17 protein-coding genes and 3 tRNA genes are annotated in these 20,884 nt (G+C 72.5%); 15 read left to right on the forward strand and 5 right to left on the reverse strand.

The features are described 5' to 3' along the window. Positions 1-143 precede the first annotated feature (143 nt). Both ABEA34_RS14200 and ABEA34_RS14205 read right to left on the reverse strand, forming a co-directional pair. A tRNA-Phe gene (locus tag ABEA34_RS14200) sits at positions 144-217 on the reverse strand. 55 nt (positions 218-272) lie between these two features. After that, a complete protein-coding gene (locus ABEA34_RS14205; RefSeq protein WP_345521988.1) occupies positions 273-530 on the reverse strand; it encodes a hypothetical protein in 258 nt (85 codons plus the stop codon). A gap of 118 nt (positions 531-648) precedes the next feature. Between ABEA34_RS14205 and ABEA34_RS14210 the strand changes: the two genes are divergently transcribed. The 14 genes from ABEA34_RS14210 to ABEA34_RS14275 all read left to right on the forward strand — a co-directional run bounded on the left by ABEA34_RS14210 (position 649) and on the right by ABEA34_RS14275 (position 17,495). After that, entirely contained in the window at positions 649-2,037 is a 1,389-nt protein-coding gene (locus ABEA34_RS14210; RefSeq protein ID WP_345521989.1) for a serine hydrolase domain-containing protein, read from the forward strand. Positions 2,038-2,075: 38 nt separating this feature from the next. Further along, positions 2,076-3,629: an ABC transporter substrate-binding protein gene (locus ABEA34_RS14215; protein ID WP_345521990.1), complete on the forward strand. Its 1,554-nt coding sequence runs from the start codon at positions 2,076-2,078 to the stop codon at positions 3,627-3,629. A gap of 51 nt (positions 3,630-3,680) precedes the next feature. Beyond that, positions 3,681-4,634, forward strand: coding sequence for an ABC transporter permease (locus ABEA34_RS14220; protein WP_345521991.1), 954 nt, complete (start codon positions 3,681-3,683; stop codon positions 4,632-4,634). Position 4,635: 1 nt separating this feature from the next. Beyond that, positions 4,636-6,564 (forward strand): dipeptide/oligopeptide/nickel ABC transporter permease/ATP-binding protein, encoded by a 1,929-nt coding sequence (locus ABEA34_RS14225; protein WP_345521992.1) that lies wholly within the window; start codon positions 4,636-4,638, stop codon positions 6,562-6,564. A 67-nt stretch (positions 6,565-6,631) separates the two neighbouring features. Beyond that, complete coding sequence (locus ABEA34_RS14230; protein ID WP_345521994.1) at positions 6,632-7,372, forward strand: ABC transporter ATP-binding protein; 741 nt, start codon at positions 6,632-6,634, stop codon at positions 7,370-7,372. Beyond that, a complete protein-coding gene (locus tag ABEA34_RS14235; protein ID WP_345521995.1) occupies positions 7,369-10,629 on the forward strand; it encodes a serine hydrolase in 3,261 nt (1,086 codons plus the stop codon). The genes ABEA34_RS14230 and ABEA34_RS14235 overlap by 4 nt, the downstream gene beginning before the upstream one ends. Beyond that, positions 10,629-11,765: a M20 family metallopeptidase gene (locus ABEA34_RS14240; protein WP_345521996.1), complete on the forward strand. Its 1,137-nt coding sequence runs from the start codon at positions 10,629-10,631 to the stop codon at positions 11,763-11,765. The genes ABEA34_RS14235 and ABEA34_RS14240 overlap by 1 nt, the downstream gene beginning before the upstream one ends. A 23-nt stretch (positions 11,766-11,788) precedes the next feature. After that, positions 11,789-12,667, forward strand: a complete 879-nt coding sequence (locus ABEA34_RS14245; RefSeq protein ID WP_425576874.1) for a GNAT family N-acetyltransferase — start codon at positions 11,789-11,791, stop codon at positions 12,665-12,667. Further along, a complete protein-coding gene (gene menC / locus ABEA34_RS14250) occupies positions 12,664-13,770 on the forward strand; it encodes an o-succinylbenzoate synthase (protein ID WP_345522000.1) in 1,107 nt (368 codons plus the stop codon). The genes ABEA34_RS14245 and menC overlap by 4 nt, the downstream gene beginning before the upstream one ends. 22 nt (positions 13,771-13,792) lie before the next feature. After that, positions 13,793-15,424, forward strand: a complete 1,632-nt coding sequence (locus ABEA34_RS14255) for a PucR family transcriptional regulator (RefSeq protein WP_345522002.1) — start codon at positions 13,793-13,795, stop codon at positions 15,422-15,424. A 59-nt stretch (positions 15,425-15,483) separates the two neighbouring features. Further along, complete coding sequence (locus ABEA34_RS14260) at positions 15,484-16,647, forward strand: MarP family serine protease (RefSeq protein WP_345522003.1); 1,164 nt, start codon at positions 15,484-15,486, stop codon at positions 16,645-16,647. A gap of 60 nt (positions 16,648-16,707) precedes the next feature. Further along, positions 16,708-16,783 (forward strand) — tRNA-Glu (locus ABEA34_RS14265). 221 nt (positions 16,784-17,004) lie between these two features. Continuing rightward, positions 17,005-17,081, forward strand: a tRNA-Asp gene (locus ABEA34_RS14270). Between the two features lie 60 nt (positions 17,082-17,141). Beyond that, positions 17,142-17,495, forward strand: coding sequence for a metallopeptidase family protein (locus ABEA34_RS14275; RefSeq protein WP_345522004.1), 354 nt, complete (start codon positions 17,142-17,144; stop codon positions 17,493-17,495). Here ABEA34_RS14275 and ABEA34_RS14280 read toward each other — a convergent pair. From ABEA34_RS14280 to ABEA34_RS14290, 3 genes are read right to left on the reverse strand one after another with little or no spacing between them, the layout of a single operon-like run. Continuing rightward, positions 17,486-17,812, reverse strand: coding sequence for a fluoride efflux transporter FluC (locus ABEA34_RS14280; protein ID WP_345522005.1), 327 nt, complete (start codon positions 17,810-17,812; stop codon positions 17,486-17,488). The two genes, ABEA34_RS14275 and ABEA34_RS14280, sit on opposite strands and share 10 nt — an antisense overlap. Next, positions 17,809-18,204 carry a fluoride efflux transporter FluC gene (locus ABEA34_RS14285; protein WP_345522006.1) on the reverse strand — a complete coding sequence of 132 codons (396 nt, stop codon included), beginning with the start codon at positions 18,202-18,204 and terminating at the stop codon, positions 17,809-17,811. The genes ABEA34_RS14280 and ABEA34_RS14285 overlap by 4 nt, the downstream gene beginning before the upstream one ends. Then, positions 18,201-19,085, reverse strand: a complete 885-nt coding sequence (locus ABEA34_RS14290; RefSeq protein ID WP_345522007.1) for an ATP-binding protein — start codon at positions 19,083-19,085, stop codon at positions 18,201-18,203. The genes ABEA34_RS14285 and ABEA34_RS14290 overlap by 4 nt, the downstream gene beginning before the upstream one ends. Positions 19,086-19,390: 305 nt before the next feature. On the opposite strand from ABEA34_RS14290, the gene ABEA34_RS14295 reads away from it, so the two are divergent. Then, positions 19,391-20,884, forward strand: a complete 1,494-nt coding sequence (locus tag ABEA34_RS14295; protein WP_345522008.1) for an NAD(P)/FAD-dependent oxidoreductase — start codon at positions 19,391-19,393, stop codon at positions 20,882-20,884.

The raw sequence follows: 20,884 nt of genomic DNA on the forward strand, positions 1-20,884 counted from the left end.
TTCCTCCGTTGGCTATTAGCGTTAGCCATAAGCTAATTAAATTAGCCAACGGTGTCAACCGATCGAGCCGCGAAATGACGAGAGCCCCCGCTTGGTCTCCCAAGCGGGGGCTCGCTGTGCAGGTCGCAGACCTGCGGTGCCGGTGGCCAGGGGCGGGGTCGAACCGCCGACCTATCACTTTTCAGGCGATCGCTCGTACCAACTGAGCTACCTGGCCAAGCGACCGAAACCATACAGGAGCGGCCGGGGTCGCAGGAAAACGGGGAAGGGCGTCACCCGGCGGCGTCGACGACGACCTCGTGCACGCCGATCAGCCGGTTGATCTTGGCGGCGACCCGCGCCACCTGCCAGGTGTCGCCGCGGACCCCGATCACGACGGCGACGTCGTCCCCCGCGCCGACGACGTACTCGAAGTGGTCGATGCTGAACGGCCCGAGCACCGAGGCGATCCGGGGGAGCATCGCGTTCCCGTCCACCGCGCGCGCCCGCAGGCGCACGGATGGAGCACGGGTGGCCGGGTGCGTGTCCATCCTCTGCACGGTAGGTGGCCGACCGGGGAGTCGGTTCGTCGGTCTCGACGGGCGCGTGGGGACATCCTTGTCGGATCGGACGAACACCTCCCGTGACCCGACTCCTAGCGTGAGCCGCGTGAGCAACCTCGATGAACTCCAGGCCTGGATCGACGAGCGGATGCCGGCGCTCCTCGAGAAGTACGGCGTCCCCGCCGCGGCCTGGGGCGTCCTCGCCGACGGGGCGGTCTTCGACGGCGCCGCCGGGGTGCTCAACAAGGCCACCGGGGTCGAGGCGACGCCCGACTCGGTCTTCCAGATCGGCTCGATCACCAAGCTCTGGACGAGCACCCTCGTCCTGCAGCTGGTCGACGAGGGCAAGGTCGACCTCGACGTGCCGGTGCGCACCTACCTGCCGGACTTCCGGATCGGCGACGAGGCCTCGGCCGCGGTGATCACCACCCGCCAGCTCCTCACCCACACGGCCGGCTTCGAGGGCGACATCTTCACCGACACCGGTGTCGGTGACGACTGCGTCGAGAAGTACCTCGGCGTGCTCACCGAGGTGCCCCAGCTCTTCCCGGTCGGCGAGCGCTTCTCCTACAACAACGCCGGCTACTGCGTGCTCGGCCGGCTGGTCGAGGTGCTGCGCGAGAAGCACTACGACGCCTGCCTGCGCGACCACCTGTTCGCACCGCTCGGCCTCACGCACGCGGCGACCAACCCCTACGAGGCGATCATGTTCCGCGCCGCGATGGGCCACATCGAGCTGGAGCCCGGTGGCGGCTACCAGCCCGCGCCGTACTGGAGCTTCGCCCGGTCGAACGCGCCGGCCGGCTCGATGCTCTCGATGCGTCCCCGCGACCTGCTGACGTTCGCGGCCATGCACATGCACGACGGCAAGGCCGAGGACGGCACCCAGGTGCTCGCGCCCGGCACCGCGGAGCGGATGCACGCCAAGGCGGTCGAGCTCCCCGACCTCGGCCTGATGGGCACCTCCTGGGGCCTGGGCTTCGAGCGCTTCGACACGCCCGAGGGCGCGATCATCGGCCACGACGGCAGCACGATCGGCCAGAACGCCTTCCTGCGGATCGTCCCCGAGGCGGGCGTCGCGGTCGCGCTGCTCACCAACGGCGGCGACGTCGTGTCGCTCTACCAGGACCTCTACAGCCACGTCCTCGACCAGCTCACCGACACCCACCTGCCGTCCCTGCCGGTGCCGCCGGCGGACCCGCCGGCGGTCGACGCGAGCCGGTACGTCGGGACGTACTCCACCGAGGTCGGCGACATGGTCGTCACCCAGGACGACGACGGCCGGGTCTGGATCGAGACGATCCCGAAGGGCATGTTCGAGGAGCTCGGCGAGAAGCCCGAGCGCCAGGAGCTCGTCTACTACAGCGACGACAGCCTGATCCCGCTCGAGCCGGACCACGGCATGCACATGCCGCACGCCTTCGTCGGTGACGACGGCGAGGGCCGCGCCCTCTACCTCCACGTCGGTCGCGCCATCCGGCGCGCCGGAGCCTGAGCACCGCCTCGATGACCACCGCGACGACAGGAATCTCCATGAAGCTAGCCGTCTCCGCCATCAGCCTCTGCGTGACCGCCGCCGTCCTCGCCGGCTGCGGGGGCAGCGACGACGACCCCGGCTCCGGCAAGTCCGACGCCAGCAAGTACGTCGACGGTGCCACCTTCACCATGGCCATGGCCGGTGACCCCGGCAAGCTCGACCCGCAGTCCTCGGCGAGCACGCAGCTGTTCACGGTCAACCAGCTCGCCTACGACAACCTGGTCTCGGTCGACGCGAAGACCGGCGAGATCCAGTCCCAGCTCGCGTCCGCCTGGAAGGTCGACGGCACCACGGTCACGCTGACCCTCGAGAAGGGCATCACCTGCGCCGACGGCAGCGACTTCACCGCGACGACCGCCGTCGACAACATCACCTACGTGGGCGACCCCAAGAACAAGAGCCCCTACCTCGGCACGTTCCTGCCGGCCGGCGCCACGGCCAAGGCCGACGACGCCGCGGGCACCGTGACGATCACGCTGGCCCAGCCGGCGCCCTTCGTGCTCAACGGCCTGGCCAGCCTGCCGATGGTCTGCGACGCCGGCATGAAGGACCGCTCGTCCCTGGCGGCGAAGACCGCTGGCACCGGCCCGTACGAGCTGACCGAGGCCGTGCCCGGCGACCACTACACGTACGAGGTGCGCGACGGCTACACCTGGGGCCCGAACGGCGCCACGACCGCCGAGAAGGGCATGCCCAAGACCGTCGTCATGAAGATCGTCCAGAACGAGGGCACCTCCGCGAACCTCCTGCTGTCGGGCGAGATCAACGCGGTCACGGTCCAGGGTCCCGACGCCAAGCGCCTGACCGCTGCGAAGCTCTTCAGCACGAGCACCCCCGCGATGGTGGGTGAGCAGTGGTACAACCACGACACCGGCCACGCGACGAGTGACGCCGCCGTGCGGATGGGGCTCACCCAGGCGCTCGACCTCAAGGAGCTCGCCTCGGTGGCGACCGCAGGTGAGGGCGGACCGGCCACCACGTTCGCCGCCATCCAGCCGGTCTCCTGCCCGGGCGACTCGATCACCGGTGCGCTCCCGGCCCAGGACGTGGACGCGGCCAAGTCGGCGCTCGCCGGCAAGAAGATCACCTTCCTCTACTCCAGCGCCGCGGGCAGCGCGGTCGCCGCCGCGGCCGAGCTCGCCGTCCAGGAGTGGAAGGCCGCCGGCGCCGATGTCACGTCCAAGGGCGTCGACGAGACGGCTCTCCAGGGCGCCATCTTCGGCACCGGTGACTGGGACGTCGCCTGGGTGCCGCTCAACGTCAACAGCCCCGACCAGCTGACGCCGTTCCTGTCCGGCCCCGGCCTGGCCGACGGCGGCACCAACTTCTCGGGGATCGACAACAAGGACTACACCGACGGCGTCGCCGCTGCCAGCGCCAAGAACGGCACCGAGGGCTGCGACACCTGGCTGGACGCGGAGTCCAAGCTCGTCGCGGCAGCGGACGTGGTGCCCTTCGCCAACAACGAGGTGAAGACCTTCGGCAACGGTGCGGAGTTCGACTACCCCGGTCAGTTCATGCCCACCAGCGTGCGCATGGTGGCGAAGTAGTCGATGGCCCTGGCGAGCTCGGTCGCCCCGACCACCAGCCCACGGGTGGGAGTGACCTCCCTCCCGTGGGTGCGGTTCGGGCTGCGACGTCTGGGCCGGTTGCTGGTGTCCCTCTGGGTGCTGGTCACGGCGTCGTTCCTGATGATCCACCTGATCCCCGGAGACGCGGTGCGGGCCGCACTCGGCCCGACCGCACCGGCGACGCTGGTGGCGGCCAAGCGCGAGGAGATGGGGCTCGACGACCCTCTCCTGGTGCAGTACTGGCACTACCTGCAGGGCCTCGTCACCGGTGACCTCGGGACGTCGCTGGTCTCCCAGCTGCCCGTCTCGGAGATCGTGTCGCAGCGGCTGCCCGCCACCCTCACCCTGGCCCTGCTGGGCTTCCTGTTCGCGGTCGCCGTCGCGGTGCCGCTGGGCGTCACGATGGGGGTGCTGACCCGCCGCGGCCACGGCCACCGGACCGAGCTGGCGTTCACCACCGGCAGCGTCGTGCTCGGCATCATCCCCGACTTCCTGATCGGTGTCGGCCTCGTCTACGTCTTCGGCGTCCAGCTCGGCTGGCTCCCGGTGGCGGGCAACGACTCCGCGTCGGCGTACGTCCTGCCGGTGCTGTCGCTCGCGATCGGCCCGCTCGCGATCCTGTCCCGGATCATCCGCGTCGAGATGGTCACCGTGCTCCAGGCCGACTTCGTGCGTACGGCGCGCGCCAAGCGACTGCCCAAGCGGACGGTCTACCTCGGCCACGCGCTGCCCAACGCGCTGACCGCGTCGCTCACCCTGGGCGGGCTGATCCTCAGCGGGATGGTCGCAGGCACGGTGCTGGTCGAGAACGTCTTCGCCTGGCCCGGCCTCGGCAGCACCATCGTGTCGTCGATCCTCAACAAGGACTACCAGGTGGTGCAGGCGATCGTCCTCGTGTACGGCGTCGGCGTGCTGCTCGTGAACACCCTGGTCGACGTCGCGCTCGCCCTGCTGGACCCGCGCTCGACGATCAGGGAGGACTGACGTGCAGCGCTGGAGAAGCGTGCTGCGCACGCCCGTCGGCCTGACCGCGACCCTGTCCACGGGCGCCGTGCTGGTGCTCGCCGTGATCGCCCCGATCCTGTGGACCGACGACGCGAACGCCATCGACACCGGCAACATCCTGGCCGGGCCCTCGGCCGACCACTGGGCCGGCACTGACAACCTGGGTCGCGACATCCTCTTCCGGACCCTGGTCGCCACCCGGCTCTCGGTCGAGCTCGCCCTGGCCGCGACCGCGATCGCGGTCGTCGTCGGCCTGCTCCTCGGCGCAGCGGCCTTCCTGCTCGGCCGCCGGTCCGGGCGCCTCGTCAGCGCCGGCATCAACATCGCGGTGGCGTTCCCGGGCATCCTGCTCGCGTTGTTCTTCGCGGTCGTCTTCGGCGTCGGCGCGACCGGCGCGGTGCTCGCGATCGGCTTCGCCGGAGCCCCGTCGATGGGGCGCCTCACCCAGACCCTGGTCGCCGGGATCGCCGCCCGCGACTACGTCGCCGCGGCCCAGGTCGCCGGCGTCTCGCGGGTCCGCATCCTGGTCCGGCACATCCTCCCCAACGTCTCGGAGCCGCTGGTCGTGAACGCCACGATCGGTGCGGGCGGTGCCCTGCTGTCCTTCGCAGGGCTGTCGTTCCTCGGGCTCGGCGTGCAGCAGCCCTCGTACGACTGGGGCCGGCTGCTCTTCGACGGCGTCAGCTCCATCTACGTCAACCCGGCCTCGGCGCTGGCGCCCGGTGCGGCCGTGCTCGTCGCCGGACTGGCCTTCAACCTCTTCGGCGAGTCGGTCGCCAAGGTCTTCGGCGTCGGTGCCGTCGGCGGGATCCCCACGCTGGCCGTCAGCGACGCGGCGCCCGCCGCCGACCAGGCAGCGGTCGCCACGCCCACGCACGCGGTCTCCGACGTCGTGCTCGACGTCCGCGACCTCGAGGTGTCCTTCCCCGGTCCGCACGGGCCGATCCGTCCGGTCCGCGGCCTCACCTTCGCCGTACGCCGGGGCGAGGCGGTCGGCGTCGTGGGGGAGTCGGGCTCCGGCAAGTCCCTGACGGCCCTGGCCATCTCGCGGCTCGTCGACGACCTCGGCCGCGTCGACGCCACCCGGCTCGAGCTGCTCGGCCACGACCTGCGGGCAGCGGACACCCGCGCCCAGCGGCAGCTGCTCGGCACGTCGCTGGCGATGGTGTTCCAGGACCCGATGACGTCGTTCAACCCGACGAAGCGGATGGGCGGCCAGCTCGCCGAGGTCGCCCGCCACCACCAGGGCATGGACCGCCGCTCCGCGTTGGCCCGCGCCGTCGACCGGATGCGTGCCGTCCGGATCGACGACCCGGAGCACCGCACGCACCAGTACCCCCACGAGTTCTCGGGCGGCATGCGGCAGCGCGCGATGATCGGGATGGGCCTGATGGGCACACCCGCCCTGATCGTGGCCGACGAGCCGACGACCGCCCTGGACGTGACCGTCCAGCAGCAGGTGCTCGACCTGCTCGCCGCGATCCGTGCCGCCGACGACGTCGCGCTGGTCCTGATCAGCCACGACGTCGCCGTCGTCGGCCAGGTCTGCGACCGGGTGCTCGTCATGTACGCCGGCAAGATCGTCGAGGACCTGCCGGCCGCGGACCTCTCGGCCGGTGCCCGGCACCCCTACACGCGGGCGCTCGTGGCCGCCGTGCCCGACATGGACACCGACCTCTCCCAGCCGCTCGCGGTGATCCCGGGCCGGCCGGTCGACCCCGCCGACGTGCCGGCCGGGTGCGCGTACGCCGCGCGCTGCCCCCTCGCGACGGCCCAGTGCCGCACCGACGAGCCGCCGCTGACGACCGACCCCGCCGGGCGCCGGGTCGCCTGCTGGCGCGCGGGCGAGCCCATCGACATCGAGATCCAGGACCGCGAGATCGACCTCGAGGAGGTGGAGGCATCATGAATCACCCCACGACGTTCTCGACCTCCCCCGCTCCGCTCCTCCGTCCGACAACGTCGAGGGGACCCCGATGAGCGAGCTCCGGTTCGAGGACGTCACCGTCCGCTACGGCTCCACCCTCGCCGTCGACGAGGTCAGCCTCGTCGTGCCCGCCGGCCAGGTCGTCGGCCTGGTGGGGGAGTCCGGCTCGGGCAAGTCCACGCTGGCCCGCGCCGCGGTCGGCCTCGCGCCGTACGCCGGCCGCATCCTGCTGGGCGACCAGCCGGTGCCGGTGCGCGGCCGGCACCGGCCGCTGCAGATGGTCTTCCAGGACCCCTACTCCTCGCTCGACCCCCGGATGAGCATCGGCGAGAGCGTCGCGGAGGCGATGCCGCGCGGGAGCTCCCGGGGCGAGCGGCGTGCGGAGGTCGAGCGGCTGCTGGAGCTCGTCCACCTCGACCCGACGCGGGCCGGCGCCCGCCCGTCCGAGCTGTCCGGCGGCCAGCGGCAGCGGGTCGCGCTGGCCCGGGCGCTGGCCGGCCGCCCCCAGGTCGTCATCGCGGACGAGATCACCTCTGCCCTCGACGTCTCGATCCAGGGTGCCGTGCTCAACCTGGTCCGCGAGCTCCAGGCCGAGCTCGGTCTCTCGATGCTCTTCATCTCCCACAACCTCGCCGTCGTGCGGTACGTCGCCACGCACGTCGCCGTCATGCGCCACGGCCGGATCGTCGAGCAGGGCCCCACCGCCCAGGTGCTGGCCGCGCCCGAGCACGACTACACGCGCGAGCTGCTCGCCGCCGTCCCCGGAACCACCACCAGGAGCCCCCGATGACCCGACGCACCCGCCTCGACGACCTCACCTCCCTCGCGGTGCCGTCGCAGCCGGCGCTCTCGCCCGACGGCAACCGCGTCGTCTACGTGCTGCGCACGCTCGACGTCGCCGAGGACCGCAACGTCGACCAGCTCTGGACCGTGCCGGCGGCCGGCGGCACCGCCCGTCGACTCACGACCGGCACCACGGACACCGCGCCCGCCTGGTCGCCGGACGGCTCGCGGCTCGCCTTCCTGCGCGACGGCCAGGTGCACCTCCTCGCGGCCGACGGCGGCGAGGCGGAGCAGGTCACCGACCTCGCGCTCGGCGCCGGTGCCCCGGTCTGGAGCCCCTCCGGCGACCGGATCGCCTTCACCTCCCCGGTCGACCCCACCGACGGCACCGGACCGCTGGTGACGACGGGCGTGGACTACCAGGCCGACATGGCCGGCATGTTCGGGGCGGTCCGCAACCAGCTGCACCTGCTCGACGTCGCCTCGGGCGACTGCCGCCGGCTCACCGACGGCGACCACGCCGGCCAGCCGGCCTGGTCGCCCGATGGCAGCACGCTGGCCTTCACCCGCAGGGTCGGCGCGGACAGCGACCTCACCTTCCGCACGGCGGTCCACCTCCTCGACGTGACCGACGCCAAGGCCGAGCCGCGCGTCGTCGCCCTCGAGGACGGCATCGCCGGCACCGTGTCGTACGCCGCCGACGGCCGCAGCCTGCTCGTCGTCGGTCACCCCACGCTCTCCCTGGGCCACGCCCACCTGCTGCGCGTCCCGCTCGACGGCGGCGACCCGGTCGACGTCGCGGTCCACCTGGACCGCAACGTGATGCCCGGCGGCCCGGCGTACCCCGGCGCCCGTCCGGTCGAGACCGCCGACGGCCGCCTGCTCTTCGCGATCCGCGACCGCGGCTGCTCCCACCTGTGGGACGAGCAGGGCCCGGTCCTCGCCGGCGCCGGCCGCGTCGTCTCCGGTCTCTCCGTCGCCGGCGGCACCGCCGTCGTCGCGCTCGCCACGCCCACGTCGTACGGCGAGATCGTCGCGCTCGACCTCGCCTCCGGCGCCGAGACCGTGCTGACCGACCATGGCAACCACGACCTCGAGCTGTTCGTGCCCGAGGAGCGGACCTTCACGATCTCCGACGGCACCGAGGTGCAGGCCTGGCTGGTCCGCGACCCCGAGCGTCCGGGTCCGCTGCCGCTGCTGCTCGACGTGCACGGCGGACCGCACAACGCCTGGAACGCCGCCGCCGACGAGATGCACTTCTACCACCAGGAGCTGGCCGCGAAGGGTTGGGCGGTGCTGTTGGTCAACCCCCGCGGCAGCGACGGCTACGGCGAGGCGTTCTACGACGGCGTCCAGGGCGCGTGGGGCGTCGCGGACCACCTCGACTTCCTGGAGCCGATCGACGCGCTGGTCGCCGAGGGCATCGCCGACGCCGACCGGCTGGCGGTCACCGGCTACAGCTACGGCGGCTTCATGACCGCCTGGCTGACCGCCCACGACGACCGGTTCAAGGCCGGCGTCGCCGGCGGCATCGTCTGCGACCTGGTGAGCGAGTACGGCGCCAGCGACGACGGCGCGATGATGGGCCGCTACGAGCTCGGCGGCACTCCCTGGGACCACGCGGAGGCGTACGCCGCGATGTCGCCGATCACCCGCGTCGGCCGGGTGACGACCCCGACGCTCGTGCTGCACGGCAAGGACGACCTGACCTGCCCGGTCGGCCAGGCCCAGCAGTGGCACACCTCGCTGCGCGACCTCGGCGTCCCGACCGAGCTGGTGCTCTACCCGGGTGCCTCCCACGTCTTCATCCTGCTCGGCCCGCCCTCGCAGCGGCTCGACTACGCCCGCCGCGTGGTCGACTGGGTCGAGAGGTACGCCGTGCGCGGCGGTCGTCCGCGCCTCGACCTGGCCCACTGGCAGCGCCGGCTCGAGGTCCTGGCGGAGAAGCACCACGTTCCCGGTGCGCAGGTCGGTGTCCTCGACGGGGACGAGCTCGTCGAGGCGGCGTACGGCGTCCTCAACAAGCGGACCGGCCAGCCGGTCACCACCGACTCGGTCTTCCAGATCGGCTCGATCAGCAAGGTGTGGACGGCGACCGTCGTGATGCAGCTGATCGACGAGGGCAGGCTCGCGCTCGACACGCCGGTGAACGAGATCATCCCCGAGCTCCAGCTGTCCGACCCGGACGTCACCAAGCGGCTGACGGTCTGGCACCTGCTGACCCACACCAGCGGCATCGACGGCGACGTCTTCACCGACACCGGCCGCGGTGACGACGCGCTGGAGAAGTACACCGAGCTGCTGGCCGACGTCGCCCAGAACCACCCGCTCGGCGCCACCTGGTCCTACTGCAACTCCGGGTGGTCGCTGCTCGGCCGCGTGATCGAGAAGCTCACCGACCAGACCTGGGACCAGGCGATGAAGGAGCGGCTGTTCACGCCCCTCGGCCTGGACCACACCGTCACCCTGGCCGAGGAGGCCATCCTCTTCGCCGCTGCCGTCGGGCACGTCGACGCCGACGGGGAGCAGGTCCCCACGCCGGTGTGGGACCTGCCCCGCTCGGTAGGCCCCGCGGGCCTGATCAAGTCGACGGTCCGCGACGTGCTCGGCTTCGCCCAGCTGCACCTCTCCGGTGGGCGCGCGGCCGACGGCACGCAGGTGCTCTCGCCGGAGTCGACCGAGGCGATGACGCGCCACGAGGCCGACCTGCCGGACAAGTTCATCCTCGGTGACTCGTGGGGCCTGGGCTGGATCCGGTTCGGCTGGGACGGCGAGCGCCTGATCGGCCACGACGGCAACACGCTCGGCCAGGCGGGGTTCCTGCGACTGCTGCCCGGGCAGGACGTCGCCGTGGCGCTGCTGACCAACGGCGGCAACACGCGCGACCTCTACGAGGAGCTCTACCGCGAGATCTTCCGCGAGGTCGCGGGCGTCGAGATGTCCACGCCGTTCGCGCCGCCGGCCGATCCGGTCGACGTCGACGTCACGCCCCACGTCGGCACCTACGCGCGCTCCTCGGTGCGCATGGAGGTGCTCGCGCCGGAGGGTGGTGACGGGCCGCGGCTGCGCACCACGCTCCTCGGACCGCTGGCGGAGATGGTCCCTGACCCGGTCGACGAGTACCCGATGGTGCCGGTCGGTCCCGCGCTCTTCGCCGTCCGGCCGCCAGGTGCCGACACCTGGGCGCCGGTGACCTTCTACGAGCTGCCGACCGGGGAGCGCTACGTGCACTTCGGTGTGCGGGCCACCCCGAAGGTGGACTGATGGAGCTCGCCCCTTCGTTGACAGAGATGCTCGACGACATCCGCGAGCTCATCGAGTGCGAGTCGCCCTCGGCCGACCTCGCGGCCGTCGCCCGGTCCGCCGACGTGGTCGCCCGCGTCGGTGAGCGCCGCCTCGGCGTCGCGCCCGAGCGGATCGTCCTGGACGGCCGCACCCACCTGCGCTGGCGGCTCGGCAGCGGCACGTCACGGGTGCTGGTGCTCGGCCACCACGACACCGTCTGGCCCCTCGGCTCCCTGGCCACCCACCCGTGCACCGTCGAGGACGGCGTGCTCCGCGGGCCCGGGTGCTTCGACATGCTGGCCGGTCTGGTGATGGCGTTCCACGCCCTGACCGGCCTGGACGGCGTCACGCTGCTCGTCACCGGCGACGAGGAGCTCGGCTCGCCGAGCTCGAGGGAGCTGATCGAGGAGGAGGCCCGGCTCGCCGAGGCCGCGCTGGTCCTGGAGGCCTCCGCCGACGGCGGCGCCCTCAAGACCGAGCGCAAGGGCGTCTCCCTGTACGACGTCCGCGCCGTCGGCCGCGCCGCGCACGCCGGCCTCGAGCCCGAGGCCGGGGTCAATGCGACCGTCGAGCTCGCCCACCAGGCGATCGTCGTCGCGGGGCTCGGTCGCCCCGAGCTCGGCACGACCGTCACGCCGACGGCGAGCCGGTCCGGCACCACGACCAACACCGTCCCGGCCGAGGGGTCGTTCTCCGTCGACGTACGGGTGCGCACCCTCGAGGAGCAGGACCGGGTGGACGCGGCGATGCGCGGCCTCCGGCCCGTGCTGCCGGGTGCGGTGCTCGAGGTCACCGGCGGACCGAACCGCCCGCCGCTCGAGGCAGCGGCGTCTGCCGCGCTGTTCGACCGGGTGCGCGGCCTCGCCGTACATCTGGACCTGGCGGAGCCGACCGCCGCGGCCGTCGGTGGCGCGTCCGACGGCAACTTCACCGCCGGCGTCGGCACCCCCACGCTCGACGGCCTCGGCGCCGTCGGCGGCGGGGCGCACGCCGACGACGAGCACGTGCTCGTGGACGAGCTGCCCGGGCGGACGGCGTTGCTCGCCGCCCTGGTGGCCGACCTGCTGGCGCAGCCGACGAACCCGGTCCTCACGGCTGGTGCGGCCCGACGATGACGACCCCGGAGGACCTCAGCAGCATGGTAGGCGTGACGAACCTGACGAGCGTTGACACGGATCTGGACGAGGCGGTCCAGGCCGCCGATGCGGCCGCGCTGGCGGCCGGGGTGTCCGTCCGCGAGGTCTCGGAGCTCGCCGAGCTGGCGGCCGTCGTCGACCTCTACGCGGGCATCTGGGGGCGCGACGCGAACCCGCCGATGACGCTGGAGCTCCTGCGTGCGTTCACCAAGGCCGGCAACTACGTCGGCGGCGCGTTCGAGGACGGCCGGCTCGTCGGTGCCTGCGTCGGCTTCTTCCACGCCCCGTCCGAGGACGCGCTGCACAGCCACATCGCGGGCGTGTCCGGCGACGTGCTCGGGCGCCACGTCGGCTTCGCCCTCAAGCTCCACCAGCGCGCCTGGGCGATGCTGCGCGGCGTCGCGGACATCGCCTGGACCTTCGACCCGTTGGTGAGCCGCAACGCCTGGTTCAACCTGGTCAAGCTCGCGGCCCACCCGGTCGAGTACCTGCCGAACTTCTACGGCGCCATGGCCGACACCATCAACGGCGACGACGACTCCGACCGGCTGCTCGTGCGCTGGAGCCTGCGCGACCCGGCCGTCGTCGCCGCGTGCGCCGGGAGCACCTCGCCGGCGCTGGTCGCCGAGGAGCTCTCGGCGGGGGCCGTCGTCGCGCTCGGCATCGGCGCCGACGGCGGCCCCGAGCCCGGGCCGCTGGACGGGCGGACCAGCCTGGTCGCCGTACCTCCCGACATCAGCGCCCTGCGGGCCGCCGACCCGGCGCTCGCGCAGAAGTGGCGGCTGGCCGTCCGCGAGGCGCTCTTCGCGCTGCTCGCGGACGGGGCCCGGATCGCGGGCTTCGACCGGTCCGGCTGGTACGTCGTGAGGAGGGACGCGTGAAGCTCGAGGGAGTGGAGCTGCGCCGGGTGTCGATGCCGCTGGTGTCGCCGTTCCGGACGTCGTTCGGGACGCAGACCGCTCGGGAGCTGATCCTCCTGCGCGTGGTCACCGACGAGGGCGAGGGCTGGGGTGAGTGCGTCGCGATGGCGGACCCGCTCTACTCCTCGGAGTACAACGACGGCGCCGCCGACGTGCTGCGCCGCTTCCTGGTGCCCGCCCTGGCGGCCTCCGGACCCCTTGACGCGCACGCGGTGGCGACGGTGCTGGAGCCGTTCAAGGGCCACCGGATGGCGAAGTCCGCGCTGGAGATGGGCGTCCTCGACGCCGAGCTCCGGGCCCAGGGGAAGTCCTTCGGCAGCGAGCTCGGCGCCGTCCACGACCGGGTGCCGTGCGGCGTCTCGGTCGGGATCATGGACAGCATCCCGGCGCTGCTCGACGCGGTCGGCGGGTACCTCGACGAGGGCTACCTCCGGATCAAGCTCAAGATCGAGCCCGGCTGGGACGTCGAGCCGGTGCGCGCGGTCCGGGAGACGTACGGCGACGACGTCCTGCTGCAGGTGGACGCCAACACGGCGTACACGCTCGCCGACGCCGAGCTGCTCGCGGGCCTGGATCCCTTCGACCTGCTGCTGATCGAGCAGCCGCTGGACGAGGAGGACGTGCTCGGGCACGCCGACCTGGCCCAGCTGATCGCCACGCCCGTCTGCCTCGACGAGTCGATCGTGTCGGCGCAGTCCGCCGTCGCGGCGATCCGGCTCGGCGCCTGCGCGATCGTCAACATCAAGCCGGGCCGCGTCGGCGGCTACCTGGAGGCCAAGCGGATCCACGACGTCTGCGTCGAGGCCGGCGTCCCGGTGTGGTGCGGCGGGATGCTCGAGACCGGGCTCGGCCGCGCGGCGAACGTCGCCCTGGCCGCCCTGCCGGGCTTCACCCTGCCCGGAGACACCTCGGGCTCGGGTCGCTACTACCACCGCGACATCACGACGCCGTTCGTGCTCGACGACGGGCACCTCACGGTCCCCACGGGTCCGGGTCTCGGCGTGGCTCCGCTGGAGGACGCCCTGGCCGAGGTGACCACGTCGACCGAATGGCTGACCGCCTGACCGGTCGTAGGCTGTCGCCGCCATGAACCCGGTCCCGACCTCACGCCCACGCGCCGGTCTCGCCCGCGTCCTGGACGACCTCGGCGCCACCCTGCTCGACCTCGTGCACGGCGACGCCGAGCGCACCGACGAGATCGGCGGGGTGGTCATCCACGACCCCGTCGACGTCCCCGTGCTGCCGCCCGACGCGCTGGTGCTCGGCGTCGGGGTCGACGATCCCGACCAGGTCGTCGCCCTGCTGGAGGTCCTCGGCGCCGCCGGTGCCGCCGGACTGGTGCTCCGGGCGCCGGTCCAGGTGACCCCCGAGGTCCGCGCGGCCGCGGACGCCGCCGGAGTCGCGCTGCTCGGCCTGAGCCGGGGCGCCCCGTGGGCCCACCTCGCCGCGATGCTGCGCTCGCTGCTCGCGGAGGGCGACGTCCGGGTGGCCGACGAGGAGACGCTGGGTGGGCTGCCCTCGGGCGACCTCTTCGCGGTCGCCAACGCGATCGCGTCGCTCCTCGACGCCCCGATCACCATCGAGGACCGCAGCTCCCGCGTGCTCGCCTTCTCCGGCCGTCAGGACGAGGCCGACCCCTCACGCGTCGAGACGATCCTGGGCCGGCAGGTGCCCGAGCGCTACGCCCGGATCCTCAACGAGCGCGGGGTCTTCGGCGAGCTCTACCGCACCGACCAGCCGGTCTTCATCAGCCCGGCCGACGACCAGAGCGCCTTCTCGATGCCCCGCGTCGCGATCGCCGTCCGCGCCGGTGACGAGGTGCTCGGCTCCATCTGGGCCGCCGTGTCGGGCCCGCTGAGCGCCGAGCGCACGGAGTCGCTCGTGGACGCCGCCAAGCTCGTCGCCCTCCACCTGCTCCGGGTCCGCGCCGGTGCCGACGTACGCCGACGGGTGCGCGCCGACCTGGTCAGCTCGGTCTTCGAGGGCGGCAGCGGCGCCCGGGAGGCGCTCGAGCGGCTCCGGCTGCGGGACACGTCGCTCGTCGTCTTCGGGGTCACCCTGGCCGGCCACGAGTCGGTGGCGGACGCCTCCACGGCCCACGAGCTGCAGCGGCTCGCCGACGCGTTCGCCCTCCACCTCAACGCCGTCAACCCGCGGTCGGCGGCCGCGCTGCTCGGCGGCGTCGTCTACGGCCTGGCGGCGTCGAGCGGCACCGTCGACGAGAGCGAGCAGCGCGCCGTCCAGCTCGCCACCGACTTCCTGGACCGGATCGGTGACCGCTCGCAGGCCGTGGTCGCCGTGGGTGGCGCTGCCACGACCGTCGGCGAGATCGTCGAGGCGCGGATCGCGACCGACCGCATCCTGCGGGTCGTGCGCGAACGCCCAGTGGGCAAGCAGGTTGTGCGGCTGGCCGACATCCAGACCGATGCGCTCCTCCTCGAGCTGCGCGACCTCGCGGCGGCCCGCAGCGAGCGGCCCACCGGTCCGCTCGGCCGCCTCATCCAGTACGACCGTGACCACCAGGCCCACCTGGTCGACACCCTGCACGCCTGGCTGGATGCGTTCGGCGACGTGGCCCAGGCAGCGGAGACGCTCTACGTGCACCCCAACACGTTCCGCTACCGCCTCCGGCGGGTCACCGAGGTCGGCCAGCTCGACCTGCGCGACCCGCGGCAGCGGTTCGCGGTGATGCTCCAGCTCGCCGTCCTGGGCGACTGACTCCTGCCACACTGGGCGCTCAGAGGCTCTCGGGCCGATCGTGGCTGGGAGGCCGCCGGATGACGCTCTTCGACGCGACCATCGTGGTCGCCGTGCTGGCAGTCGGGTGCCTCGGCGCGTACGACGGCCTGGTGCGGGCCTTCTGGGCGCTGCTCGGCATCCTCGCCGGCACCGCGCTGGGCATGGTCGTGGTGCCGCTCCTCTTCGGCAGCGTCGACCTCTCGCTGTGGGTCGGGCTGCTGTCGCTGGTGCTGCTGATCGGGCTGGCCGCCGGGGGTCGCGAGGTGGCGGTCCGCCTGGAGAAGCGGGGGCGCGCCCGGTTGGGCTGGACGCCGGTGCGCTGGCTGGACCGCGTCGGTGGCGCCGGACTCGGGGTCGCCGCCGGACTCGGGTTCAGCTGGATGGTCGGGCTCGCCCTCGCCGGCTCGACCCTGCCCGACCTCGCCCCGGCCGCCAACGGCTCGATGCTGCTGCGCACCCTCGACAACACACTGCCACTGAGCCACTTCATCGCCCAGCGCTTCGAGGAGCTCGGCGACAGCACGGACTTCCCCCGCTACGTCGACGTGTTCACCACCGAGGAGATCGTCCCCGTGCCGCCGCCGCCGAAGGGAGTGGTCGACCGGCCCGGGGTGGTGCGGGCCTCCGACTCGGTCTGGCGCATCCGCACCCACGACGCCGGCCTCACCGGCTCCGAGGGCTCTGGCTTCCTGATCGCCCCGGGTCGCCTGATGACGGCCGCCCACGTGATCTCCCGGTCGCAGAGCATCGACATCGACACCGCCGACGGCAAGCTGCCGGCCACGATCGTGGTGTGCGACCCGGTGCACGACGTCGCCGTGCTCGACGTCCCCGGCCTCACGGGGGCCGACCTCACCTTCACCTCGGCGGCGGGCGGCGACCCGGCAGCGGTCATCGGGTACCCGCGCAACGGCCACCTGCGGCTCACCCCGGCGCGCGTGCGTGAGCGACTCGACTGGCAGTCGGCGGACATCTACGGCCACGGCCGCTACGACCACGACGCCTACTCGGTGCGCGCCGAGGTCCACACCGGCAACTCGGGCGGCCCGATGGTGGCTCCCGACGGTCGCGTCCTGGGCGTCGTCGTGGCCTACTCGCGAGCCGACGCGGACACGGCGTACGTCCTCACCAGCGACCAGGTCGCCGATGCCGTCGACCGCGGCCGGCGCGCGCAGACCGGTGCCACCGTCAGCTGCCACTGAGCGATCCCGCCGGTTTCGTACGACGTTCCGGCTCGCCCTATGCTGCTGCGAGCAGGTCCGGCCCCCATCGTCTAGCGGCCCAGGACCCCGCCCTTTCACGGCGGTAGCACGGGTTCGAATCCCGTTGGGGGTGCCAGTCAGGTCCAGAGGGTTCCCGCAGAGCTGGTGGACCTGCACGACCTGAACGACGACCTGCTCTCGGGCTGGCGGATCGAGCTCTCCCACCCCGGCACGTGCGAGTTCGAGGTGGCTCTCGACGTCGGATGAGGGGGCCCCGGTCCCCGATTGGGAACCGGCCGCGAGGATGGGTTAGAGTTCCCTCCGCTTCACCAGTGAGGCGACAGCACCACAAAACCTGGCCCCGTAGCGCAGTTGGTTAGCGCGCCGCCCTGTCACGGCGGAGGCCGCGGGTTCGAGTCCCGTCGGGGTCGCCACCGAGGCGCTCCGGATCACCACGATCCGGAGCGTTTCTGCATCTCCAGCACAATGGCCCCATGCCGGTCGAGATGGGTCGCGTGGAGTTCGACGCCCTCGTCGACCGTGCCCTCGACGGGATCCCCGACGAGATCGCCGCGCTGGTGCGCAACGTCGCCGTGCTCGTCGAGGACGATCCGCCGGCTGACGACCCGGACCTGCTGGGGCTCTACGACGGGATCGCGCTCACCGAGCGCTGGGGCGACCCGATGATGGAGCTGCCCGACCGCATCTTCGTCTTCCGCAACCCCCTCCTCGACATGTGCGAGAGCTCCGAGGAGCTCGAGGCCGAGGTCCGGATCACGGTCGTCCACGAGATCGCGCACCACTTCGGCATCGACGACGACCGCCTCCACGACCTGGGCTACGCGTAGAGCCAGAAGCCGGCGGCACACGCCGCCAGCGACACCGCGACCGTCCCGACGGCGTACGCCGCCCCGCGCCGCGGGCCGAGCCCGTGGGTCTGCACCGCGAACGCCGAGTACGTCGTGAAGCCGCCGCAGAAGCCGGTGCCCAGCAGCGCCATCGCGTGACCGGACAGCGCCATCGCCGAGAGGGCGCCGAGCAGGGCCGAGCCGACCACGTTGACCGCGAACGTGCCCCACGGCCAGCGGTCGTCGTACCGGCTCGCGACCACGAACCGCAGCGCCGCGCCGACCGCGGCGCCGAGGGCGACCAGGAGCGGGGTCACTCGTCGCCCCCTTGGCGCGTCCAGCGGTCGGCGACCGTGACGGCCAGCAGGCAGGCCGCGACGGTGCCGACCAGGTAGGTCACCGCCAGCCCGGTCCGGCCGTGGTCGAGCAGGGCGCGGGACTGCTCCGAGTACGCCGACAGGGTGGTGAACCCGCCGAGCACCCCCGGACCGAGCGCGACCGCGAGCGCCCGCCGCCGGCGTACGGCGCCGAACGCGGGCAGCAGCGCCAGCACGAACGAGCCGGCCACGTTGATCGCGAAGATCGCCCACGGGAAGGCGTCGGCGTCGGCCGGGAACGCCTCGGTGAGCCCCCACCGGGCGAGGGCGCCGACGGCGCCGCCCACGGCGACAGCGGCCAGGAGCCGGGGCGCCGGGGCGCCGGGGGTCACGACAGGCTGCTCTGGTTCTCGGATCGAGACACGGGCGCATCCTGCCACGGGAGCGGGGCCTCGCCGCGCTCCTGCCGGACGAACTCACTGAGGAACCAGCGCTGGAAGCGCTGCTGCTCGGGGGTGCGCGCCAGGGACAGCAGGCGCTTCTCGCGGCAGAACGCGTCGGCGAGCTCGAGCAGCTCGATGAAGCGCCCGATCGTCGCCGCGGTCTCGCGCGGGATCGCGACCCGGAGGTCGGCGGTCGCGGCGCCCGTCGCCAGCGCCTCCTCGATCTGGTCGGCACCGATCCCGTCGCGCAGGTCGCGCTCGAGCGAGCCGAAGAGCTCGGAGAGGTCCTTGGCGAGCGGGTAGTCGGTCTCGTGGGCGAGCGACAGCAGCCGCACCTCGCGGCGCAGCTCGCGGTAGTGGCGCTGGAACTCGATGTACATGCGCAGCGGTACGCCGATGATGTCGATGCGCATGTCGGTCGGCGACGGAGCCCGGCGTACGTCGACCACCTGGCCGGTCACCACGCCCTCGGCCGGCTCGCCGCCGGGCTCGGTCGCGGGCGCGAACCAGACGGTCTTGCCGTTCTCCTCGAGGTCGACGCCCCAGGCGGTCGAGCAGCGGGCGACGATGCCCAGGCCACGCCCGAAGGTGAGCAGGAGGTCGTCCTCGTCGGCGACCGCGGAGGGCATCTGCGGGAGCTCGGTGGACCCGTCGTGGACCTCCACGCGCGGGTGCTCGGCGGTGCCGCGCACCCGGACCGTCAGCGGCAGCACGGCGTGCAGCAGCGCGTTGGTCACCAGCTCGGAGACGCCGAGCTCGGCGCACTCGACGAGGTCGTCGCGGCCGATGTCACGGCAGGTCTCGACCACCCATCGGCGTGCGTCTTGCACGCCGCGGGGACCCGAGCCCAGCGAGAGGGCGGGCCTGTTCAGCGGCAAGGTCGGTCTCCACGAAGAGGCTGAGCAGAGTTGGTGCCAATCCCGGCTCGTGTACCCCTGGGATTTCGCGGTGAAACCTTCGGGTCGACCTCGGTATCAGCGGTCCAGACCGGTCCCTGCCGCGGAACTCGTCGTGCGTCGCCGATGTGAGCGACGAGACCCCCCAGATTGCGGGAATCGGGCCTCCGGGCGGAACAATGGGGTACGCGGACCGTGTTCTCTTGGCACGATCCAACACCGGAAGTGAAAGGCCCGTGATGGCAGCGACGCAGCCGACCCAGCAGGCGACCGAACGACACCAGGTGGTGATCATCGGCTCGGGGTTCGGAGGACTCTTCGGGACCAAGCAGCTCCGCCGCTCGGACGTCGACGTCACCGTCATCGCCAAGACGACCCACCACCTCTTCCAGCCGCTGCTCTACCAGGTGGCGACCGGCATCCTGTCGCAGGGCGAGATCGCCCCGCCGACGCGCGAGATCCTCAGCGGTCAGAAGAACGCGCAGGTGCTCCTCGGCGAGGTCACCGAGATCGACCTGGACGCGCACACCGTCACCTCGCAGGTGCTCGGCCGCTCGACGGTCACGCCGTACGACTCGCTCATCGTGGCGGCCGGTGCTGGTCAGTCCTACTTCGGCAACGACCACTTCGCCGAGTTCGCTCCCGGCATGAAGAGCATCGACGACGCGCTCGAGCTGCGCGGCCGGATCTTCGGGGCCTTCGAGCTCGCGGAGATCGGCGCCGCCCGCGGCGAGAACATCGACCACCTGCTGACCTTCGTGGTCGTGGGGGCCGGCCCGACCGGCGTCGAGATGGCGGGCCAGATCGCCGAGCTCGCCCACCGCACGCTGCACAAGGACTTCCGGGCGATCAACACCCGGCAGGCCCGCGTCATCCTCGTCGACGCCGCCCCGCAGGTGCTCCCGCCGTTCGGCGCCAAGCTCGGTGCCAAGGCCAAGACCGAGCTGGAGAAGCTCGGCGTCGAGGTCGTCCTCGGCGCGATGGTGACCGACGTCGACGAGCGCGGCATCGAGATGAAGTTCAAGGACGGCCGCGTCGAGCGCAGCGAGGCCGTCACCAAGATCTGGGCGGCCGGCGTGCAGGCCAACCCGCTCGGCAAGACGCTGTCCGACCAGACCGGCGCCCCGCTCGACCGGGCCGGCCGGATCGCGGTCAACCCCGACCTGACGCTGCCGGGCCACCCGGAGGTCTTCGTCGTCGGCGACATGATCAACCTCGACCACCTCCCCGGCGTCGCGCAGGTCGCGATCCAAGGCGCGAAGTACGCCGCGAAGGAGATCGACCACCGGCTCAAGTCGAAGGCCTCGCAGGGCCCCTTCCACTACTTCGACAAGGGCTCGATGGCGATTATCAGCCGGTTCCGCGCGGTCGCGCTGATCGGCAAGCTGCGCGTCACCGGCGTGCTCGCCTGGCTGATGTGGCTGGCGCTGCACCTCATCTACATCACCGGCTTCAAGAGCCGCGTGACCGCGCTGCTCCACTGGGCCGTGTCGTTCATCGGCCGGGGCCGCTCGGAGCGCACCACGACCGAGCAGCAGATCTTCGCGCGCAGCGCGCTGAGCCGGCTCAAGCGCGGTGCCGCCGACCTGGTCTCCGACCCCGGGGCGTACGACGCCGCGCGGGCCATGCTCGAGACCACGCGTCGGGCCGAGCTGGAGGAGCGGGCGCTCGAGGAGGCCCGCCTGACCGACGCCGGCGAGCGCGGCATCCCGGTCGAGCAGCGGGTGGGCTGA

Origin of the sequence: Nocardioides conyzicola, from assembly GCF_039543825.1 — a bacterium.
GTDB classification, from domain to species: Bacteria; Actinomycetota; Actinomycetes; order Propionibacteriales; family Nocardioidaceae; genus Nocardioides; species Nocardioides conyzicola.

What these genes read in the sequence shown, in the direction of transcription:
- ABEA34_RS14205 (WP_345521988.1), bottom strand. Translation starts at nt 530, where the DNA reads ATGGACACGCACCCGGCCACCCGTGCTCCATCCGTGCGCCTGCGGGCG.
- ABEA34_RS14215 (WP_345521990.1), top strand. Translation starts at nt 2,076, where the DNA reads ATGAAGCTAGCCGTCTCCGCCATCAGCCTCTGCGTGACCGCCGCCGTC.
- ABEA34_RS14230 (WP_345521994.1), top strand. Translation starts at nt 6,632, where the DNA reads ATGAGCGAGCTCCGGTTCGAGGACGTCACCGTCCGCTACGGCTCCACC.
- ABEA34_RS14235 (WP_345521995.1), top strand. Translation starts at nt 7,369, where the DNA reads ATGACCCGACGCACCCGCCTCGACGACCTCACCTCCCTCGCGGTGCCG.
- ABEA34_RS14240 (WP_345521996.1), top strand. Translation starts at nt 10,629, where the DNA reads ATGGAGCTCGCCCCTTCGTTGACAGAGATGCTCGACGACATCCGCGAG.
- ABEA34_RS14245 (WP_425576874.1), top strand. Translation starts at nt 11,789, where the DNA reads ATGGTAGGCGTGACGAACCTGACGAGCGTTGACACGGATCTGGACGAG.
- ABEA34_RS14255 (WP_345522002.1), top strand. Translation starts at nt 13,793, where the DNA reads ATGAACCCGGTCCCGACCTCACGCCCACGCGCCGGTCTCGCCCGCGTC.
- ABEA34_RS14260 (WP_345522003.1), top strand. Translation starts at nt 15,484, where the DNA reads ATGACGCTCTTCGACGCGACCATCGTGGTCGCCGTGCTGGCAGTCGGG.
- ABEA34_RS14275 (WP_345522004.1), top strand. Translation starts at nt 17,142, where the DNA reads ATGCCGGTCGAGATGGGTCGCGTGGAGTTCGACGCCCTCGTCGACCGT.
- ABEA34_RS14295 (WP_345522008.1), top strand. Translation starts at nt 19,391, where the DNA reads ATGGCAGCGACGCAGCCGACCCAGCAGGCGACCGAACGACACCAGGTG.